Here is a 7833-nt window from a genome sequence, read left to right on the forward strand (position 1 = left end):
CCTCACGCATAGCGGAAGTAGCACATGCCATGTAGTGTTCTACTTTATATACTTTCATTAATAATTTGAAAGCTTTCATAGCATCAACCATGCGGTCTATATTTTCTTCGGTAATTTCGCCAACAGTAAAAGCATCTTGTCCCAAACGAATTGGTACACGAATTAAAGCACTTTTATTAAACTGGGTTTCTTTCCCTTTTTGCTCCACAATATTTGTTATCAATAGCCTCATGGCATTTGATCCTATATCTATGGCGGCATATTTTTTTATTGAAATCATTCTTAATTTTAGAATTTAGATATTAGAATTAAGATTTAAAATCTAGACTTTTTCAGTAACCACTTCAATTTTGTCACGATAATATTTATACGTTTCTAATTGCGCTCTAAATATTGGGCTATCTCCCCGCATACGGTATTTGTTGTCTAATTTTTCTGAATGATAACGAACTTTTACATTTCCTTTCCAGCCAATATCGAAAGTGTCTATTAACTCTTTTTTGATACTTTCATCATAAATAGGACAAGTAATTTCAACTCGACTATCTAGGTTTCTGGTCATAAAATCGGCTGAAGAAATATAAACTTCGGGCTGGTTATTATTACAAAAAATATAAACTCGAGAATGTTCTAAATAATTATCTACAATTGAAATTGCTTCAATATTCTCGCTCATTCCTTTTATACCAGGAATGAGTGAACAAATTCCTCTTACAATTAATTGAATTTTGACTCCAGCTCTACTGGCTTCATATAATTTATCGATCATTTTATTATCTGATAAACTATTCATTTTTAGTTTTATAAATGCTGGATTCCCGTTGCTCTTATTTAATATCTCTTTGTCTATTAATTTATTGAAACGAGTTCTGGTATAATGAGGAGATACGATTAGGTGCTTGTATCGATGCACTCTATAATTAGTATGGAAAAATTCGAAAACTTTAGAAACATCTTTCAAAATTTGCTGATGGGCTGTAAACAAAGTCACATCTGTATAAACTTTTGCAGTTGATTCGTTAAAATTTCCTGTAGAAATAATACCATAACGTTTTAATTTCCCATCATCTATTCGTTCTACAAGGCAAACTTTACTGTGTACTTTTAGTCCTTTTACACCAAAAATAAGTTCTATTCCTTCAGTTTGCATTTGCTCTGCATAGGAAATATTACTTGCCTCGTCGAAACGAGCTTGCAATTCGATTTGAACAGTTACTTTTTTTCCGTTTTTTGCAGCATTAATTAATGAACTCACAATTTGTGAATTTTTTGCCAATCGATACAACGTGATTTTAATTTCAGAAACTTTAGGATCTAAAGCAGCTTCTCTTAAAAACTTAATGATATAAGAAAATGATTGATATGGAGCGTTTACCAAATAATCTTTATGCTCAATTTTTTTAAGAATACTCCCCTCTAAACTTAATCCGTCAACTAAAAGCGGAATGTTTGTTTTGTACAACAAATCATATCTACCTAGATTAGGAAAATTCATATAATCACGGCGATTGTGGTATCTTCCGCCAGGAATGACACTTTCTTTAGTATCAATTCCCATATTACGCAGAAAGAATTTTAAAGTATCTTTATCTATGGTTTGATCATAAATAAAACGCACAGGTTCACCTATTCTTCTATCTTTTACGCTAGAAGATATTTTTTCCATAAAACTCTTATTCAAATCACTATCGATATCTAATTGTGCATCACGAGTAATTTTTATCATGTGAGCCGAAATACTCTCATAATCAAAAATATTGAAGATGTTATGAAGATTATATCTAATTAAATCGTCTAGAAGTATAATGTATTGTTTGTCATTATTTGTTGGTAATACGACAAAACGATTGATGGTTTTTGGAATTTCGATAACGGCATAGCGAATGTCTTTTTTACCTTTTATTTTTTCAAGAATTGATGAATTTTGATTTGTTTTCATCACTAATTTAATAGCTAAATATCCGGAAGTATCCTTAAGTAAAGGAAATTCTTCAAGATCATTTAATATAATTGTAATTAGTTCTGGACTAACCTTTTGAATAAAAAAATCTTTGATAAAATTCTCTTGTTCTTTAGAAATCTCAGTTTCATTGATAATATAAACATTTTGCTTTTCGAGTTCTTTTTCGATATTACTTAAAATTCGTAAACTTTCCGATTGCTGATCGATTACGATTTCGGTAATTTCTTTTAGTAATTTCTGCGAGGTAATTCCGCCAAGTATTTTTTCGGCAGTTTCTCCAGCCAAACTCAATCGACGAATTGCTGCGTAGCGAACTCTAAAAAATTCATCTAAATTATTTGAAAAAATTCCTAAAAAACGCATTCTGTCCAATAACGGAACTCGTTCATCTGCAGCTTCTTGCAATACTCTAAAATTAAAAGCCAACCAGCTTTTCTCTTTGTCTATATATCTGTTTTCTGTAATTATCATTAATCTATTTCTTTAGGAAAAATAGTTCTAATTGTTTTTCCTTTATTTATATCTTTCCAGCTATTTTGATCAAATTGTAATTGTACAAATCCAGCTGTTGGAACATTGTTTATGTATTTATCTCCAAATTTATTAACAAAATTTGTAATTGCCTCATTATGTCCGAAAAGAATTAGGTTTTCGACAGTATTATCACTCTTTTTTATTTCTTTTTCGAGTTGGTTTTCATCAAAAGTGTAAAGGTTATCTATAAACTCGATCTGATTTTTATCTAAAATTGACTGCTTACAAAACAATTGTGCGGTTTGAGATGCTCTTTTAGCTGTACTTGATAGTATTATAAAATTTTCAGGAAGATATTTTTTAGCTTTAATAGCTACTTTTTTAATATTTTCTATTCCTTTATCTGTTAATATTCGTTCTTTATCTATAACTGGGTCATTCCAACTAGATTTTGCATGACGGATTAAAATAATTGACTTCATATTTTTTTATAAATAAATAGTTAAAACTTGTTCAAATAATAGCATTTTTCACTCAATATATTTAACTAATATGTTGGCTAATTCTTCTTCTTTAAAAGGTTTTACAAGTATATCATTTATACCGCATTCTTTAGCTTCAATACTTATTTCTTGTTTATCTGATGCTGTTAATGCTATAATTGTTGTTTTATTACCTCTTTTTCTTAATTCCTTCGATGCTTCAAAACCATTCATTATTGGCATATTAATATCCATTAAAATCAAATCAAAATTATTATTTTCAATAATAGCAAGAGCTTCGAATCCGTTATTCACAATTTGACAAGTATGCTTATTTTTCTCTACTAATCTCTTAGTAACTAATTGATTTATTGCATTATCCTCGACAATTAAAATTTTAAATCGTTTTTCATTAACTATTTTTTTTGTACTTTCTTCTTTTATGAATAGTTTTTCATCAGCCTGAATATAAGGTAATTTTACTGTAAAAATTGTTCCTTTATTAATAACACTTTTTACAATGATTTCTCCCTTAAAAAGTTCTACTAGTTTTTTAACTATAGACAATCCAAGTCCTGTTCCTTTATATTGCTCTTGCAAATTAACTTCAACTTGAACAAATTTTTCAAAAATTTTATCTAAATATTCATTCGAAATTCCAATTCCTGTATCAATAATATCAATTTTAAGCAACTGTGTACTATTTTCAATTATTAAATCTAGTTGTATTGTAACTGTACCATTTTTAGTGAATTTTAAAGAATTACTAATTAAATTAATTAAAATTTGTGAAAACCTTGTAATGTCGGTTTTTATAGTACTGGGAACATTCTCAGAAATCTCTACATTTAGAATATTACTATTTGATTTTGCAATTACATTTAATGATTCTCTTAGTGTAAATATCTCTTTTCTAATGTTGAAGTTATCAAAATTAAATTCAAATTTATCATCTTCTATTTTATATACATTCAGTACATCATTAATTAATGATAAAAGATAATTTGATGAAAATTTTAAAGCCTTAAAATGTGGGTCATTTTTTATATCAACATATTCAGATTCTATAATTTCTGCCATTCCTATAACTCCATACAAAGGTGTTCGTAGCTCATGACTTACATTAGATAAAAATTGAGATTTTAGTATTGATGCCTCCTCAGATTTTTCGTTTGCAATTATTAACTGGTTGTTTGTTTCGAAAAGTTTTTTATTAATTTGTTTATGAATTAAATAACTTCTGTAAAGAAATCCCATTAAGAGTACAAGAAAAAATAATGAAACAAAAATTATTGAACTAATTTTTTTTGTTTGATTAATTGTTTGTTCTTGTATTTTTTTTTCAGATTCTATTTTTTGAATTTTGCTATTCATTTCAAGAACTTCAATTGCGGTTCCAGCAAATTTAATTTCCTGATTCCTTTCTTTTACATATAAAGCATCTTGTAAACTATCATGTTTTTCTAAAAAATGCAATGCTTTTATGTTGTCATTATTTTTTTGGTAAAATTTAGATATTTTTTCATAAAGATCAAGCTGATTAGATTTTAATATTTCAATTTTATTTTCCTTAAATTTTTCTATTACAATATTATAGGTAGACTCTGCCTTTTTTACTTGATTTGTATTTGCATAATAATTAGCTAACAATGCATAATAGGTTATATACATTTCGTAATCGTTAGAAGATTTTACAACAGGAAAAATATTATCTAAATACTTTTTTCCTGTTGTAAAATTTGATAAATTTATATATACATCGGCAATGTTTAGTTCTGTAAAAGCAATTTCTATTTTATCTTTACTTTTTTTTGAGTATTCATAACATTTAAAATAGTATTGCAACCCTTTTTTAGGATCGTTTAACTGGAAGTAGTATAAATTTCCAATATTATTATGTAAATAATCTAAAAGTTTTGTATCATTTGCCTTGTGGGCAGACTCTATTCCTTTTTTGTAAAAATCTATTGCTTTGTTAAGATCTGAAAACTGTTCATAATTTAGCCCGATAATATTATACGCTTTAGCTGAATTAAGATAGTCGTCGTTATCTAAAGAATATTTTAAAACAATTTGAGCAAATTTTAAAGATTCCTTACAATCTAATCGATCAAAACTTTCAACTGCTTTTTTTAATATTATAGTAGCATCTTTATCATTATGTATTGCATCTTGAGCAAAATTACTTTTAGGTAAAATAAAAAAGAATAAATAAAAAAGCAATCTTGTTTTCATAAAAAATGTCTGGAAGGTAAAAATAAAAAAATCCTGAAATAAATCAGGATTTTTTTTTAAAACTTATCTTATTAACTTTCTATATTTCAGTCTTTTCGGTGTTAAGTCTCCACCTAATCGTTTTTTCTTATTTTCTTCATATTCAGAGAAGCCACCTTCAAAATAATATACTTCCGAATCGCCTTCAAATGCTAGAATGTGAGTACATATTCTATCTAAAAACCATCTGTCGTGAGAAATTACAACGGCACAACCAGCGAAGTTTTCTAAACCTTCCTCCAACGCTCGAAGTGTATTTACATCTAAATCATTCGTTGGTTCATCTAATAAAAGGACATTTCCTTCTTCTTTTAGTGTCATAGCGAGGTGCAAACGGTTACGTTCTCCTCCAGAAAGTGCACTTACTTTCTTATTTTGCTCTCCTCCACCAAAGTTGAAACGAGATAAATAGGCTCTTGAATTTACTTGTCGTCCGCCCATCATAATTAGTTCCTGACCATCTGCAAAGTTTTCCCAAATAGATTTGTTAGGATCTATATTAGAATGTGATTGATCTACATAAGCGATTTTTACAGTTTCACCAACAGTAAATTCGCCAGAATCTGTCGCTTGTTCACCCATTATCATTCTAAAAATTGTCGATTTACCAGCACCATTTGGCCCAATAATTCCAACAATTCCAGCTTGTGGTAAAGTGAAGTTTAAATTATCATACAATAATTTATCTCCAAAAGCTTTAGCTACATTTTTAGCTTCAATAACATTAGTTCCTAAACGTGGACCGTTCGGGATATAAATTTCTAGATTTTCATCTAATGATTTCTGATCTTCGTTTAATAACTTATCATAATTCTGCAAACGTGCTTTTTGTTTGGTTTGACGACCTTTTGCTCCTTGACGAACCCAGTCTAACTCACGTTCTAAGTTTTTACGACGTTTTGAAGCTACTTTTTCTTCGAGTGCCATTCTGCTTGATTTTTGGTCTAACCAAGAAGAATAATTCCCTTTCCAAGGATTACCTTCTCCTCTATCTAATTCAAGAATCCAACCAGCTACATTGTCAAGGAAATATCTATCGTGTGTTACTGCTATTACAGTTCCTGCATATTGTGCTAAATGTTGCTCTAACCAAAGTACTGATTCTGCATCTAAGTGATTCGTAGGTTCATCTAATAACAACACATCAGGTTGCTGTAATAATAAGCGACATAATGCTACACGACGACGCTCTCCTCCTGATAAATTTTTAATTGGTGTATCTGCTTCTGGTGTGCGTAAAGCATCCATAGCGATTTCTAGTTTGGTATCTATTTCCCAAGCACCTAATGAATCTATTTTGTCTTGCAAAGCTGCTTGACGATCCATTAGTTTTTCCATCTTGTCAGCATCTTCATAATATTCTGGCAGGCCAAACATATCATTTATTTTGTTGAATTCATCCAGAACTGCCATAGTTTCTGCTACACCTTCACGAACTATTTCGATAACTGTTTTAGAGTCATCTAATTGTGGTTCTTGTTCTAAATAACCAACTGTATAACCTGGTGAAAAAACTACATCTCCTTGATAGTTTTTATCTACTCCTGCAATAATCTTCAAAAGTGAAGATTTACCAGAACCATTTAGACCTAAAATACCAATTTTTGCTCCGTAAAAGAAGCTTAAATATATATTTTTCAAGACAGGTTTATCTGCTCCTTGGTAGGTTTTACTCAATTTTGACATTGAGAATATTACTTTCTTATCGTCTGACATTTTATGTTATTTTTTATTCTAATTTATAATTTGTTAATCTTTTTATAGTCTACCTTTTAAAGAACTAAAGACCCAAGCATTTAATAAAAAACCAAATCCAACTGTAGCAAAGCCCCAACCAGCTATATCAGCATATCTGTATGCTCCTAAACCGATTAGTACTAATCCCATTATTATCATCATTAAAGTTGCCCAACCTAAAATTGTATTTTTATTCATTCCCATAGTTTTATTTTTTTTTATTTAATTTGAGGGATACAAATATCGTTCTTTTTTAAATATTTTTCAATGTTAATTAAAAATCTTAACCAACATTTCTTTCAATAAATCGGACTGTGGTAAAGCATTGGCACCAACACCTTTACTTTTTACATCAATATCGCGCAAAGAAGCAACTATTTGACTGACTTTTTTCATTGGATAATTGCGTAAGGCCACATCATAATCTTTCAAGAAAAAAGGACTTACTCCTAATATTGGCGCAACCGTTTTGGGGTTTCTGTCTTTTAATCCGTGGTATTTTAGTAATTGAATAAAAAAGCTAAAAACCAAACTTGTAGTAACCACCATAGGGTTATCTTTTGGATTTTGAGCAAAATGATCCGCAATTTGGTATGATTTTAATTGGTTTCGTTCTCCAATAGCTTTTCTAAATTCAAAAACATTAAAATCCTTACTAAATCCTATATTTTCTTCAATAATTGCTGGTGTAATTGTACTTCCTTGTGGTAAAATAATGGCTAATTTGTCTAATTCGTTTGCTATTTTGCTTAAATCAGTCCCAAGAAAATCGACTAACATAGCAGCTGCTTTGGGTTCAATATTGAGTTTCTTTCCTTGCAATACTCTCTTTAACCACTCGCCTACTTGGTTTTCGTATAATTTTTTGCTTTCGTATACAACTCCTTTTTGGGCCAAAATCTT

At 29.4% G+C, this 7833-nt stretch carries 6 protein-coding genes and 1 pseudogene; all 7 read right to left on the minus strand.

Annotation, left to right across the window (positions count from 1 at the left end; translation table 11 throughout):
- A pseudogene (locus tag ACHZC3_RS10650) lies at window positions 1-280 on the minus strand (exopolyphosphatase); the annotation flags it as partial.
- A 42-nt stretch (window positions 281-322) separates the two neighbouring features.
- Window positions 323-2434 carry a polyphosphate kinase 1 gene (ppk1, locus tag ACHZC3_RS10655; RefSeq protein WP_394759843.1) on the minus strand — a complete coding sequence of 704 codons (2112 nt, stop codon included), beginning with the start codon at window positions 2432-2434 and terminating at the stop codon, window positions 323-325.
- Window positions 2434-2919 (minus strand): SixA phosphatase family protein, encoded by a 486-nt coding sequence (locus ACHZC3_RS10660; protein WP_394759844.1) that lies wholly within the window; start codon window positions 2917-2919, stop codon window positions 2434-2436. The genes ppk1 and ACHZC3_RS10660 overlap by 1 nt, the downstream gene beginning before the upstream one ends.
- 48 nt (window positions 2920-2967) lie before the next feature.
- On the minus strand, window positions 2968-5154 hold the full coding sequence (locus tag ACHZC3_RS10665) for a response regulator (RefSeq protein ID WP_394759845.1): 2187 nt from the start codon (window positions 5152-5154) through the stop codon (window positions 2968-2970).
- A gap of 63 nt (window positions 5155-5217) precedes the next feature.
- Complete coding sequence (ettA, locus tag ACHZC3_RS10670) at window positions 5218-6909, minus strand: energy-dependent translational throttle protein EttA (RefSeq protein ID WP_394759846.1); 1692 nt, start codon at window positions 6907-6909, stop codon at window positions 5218-5220.
- A gap of 42 nt (window positions 6910-6951) precedes the next feature.
- Window positions 6952-7134 carry a CAL67264 family membrane protein gene (locus ACHZC3_RS10675; protein ID WP_394759847.1) on the minus strand — a complete coding sequence of 61 codons (183 nt, stop codon included), beginning with the start codon at window positions 7132-7134 and terminating at the stop codon, window positions 6952-6954.
- A gap of 66 nt (window positions 7135-7200) precedes the next feature.
- A partial coding sequence (gene holA / locus ACHZC3_RS10680; protein ID WP_394759848.1) for a DNA polymerase III subunit delta occupies window positions 7201-7833 on the minus strand: 633 nt, incomplete at its 5' end.

It is taken from the genome of Flavobacterium sp. (assembly GCF_043720215.1).
GTDB lineage: Bacteria > Bacteroidota > Bacteroidia > Flavobacteriales > Flavobacteriaceae > Flavobacterium.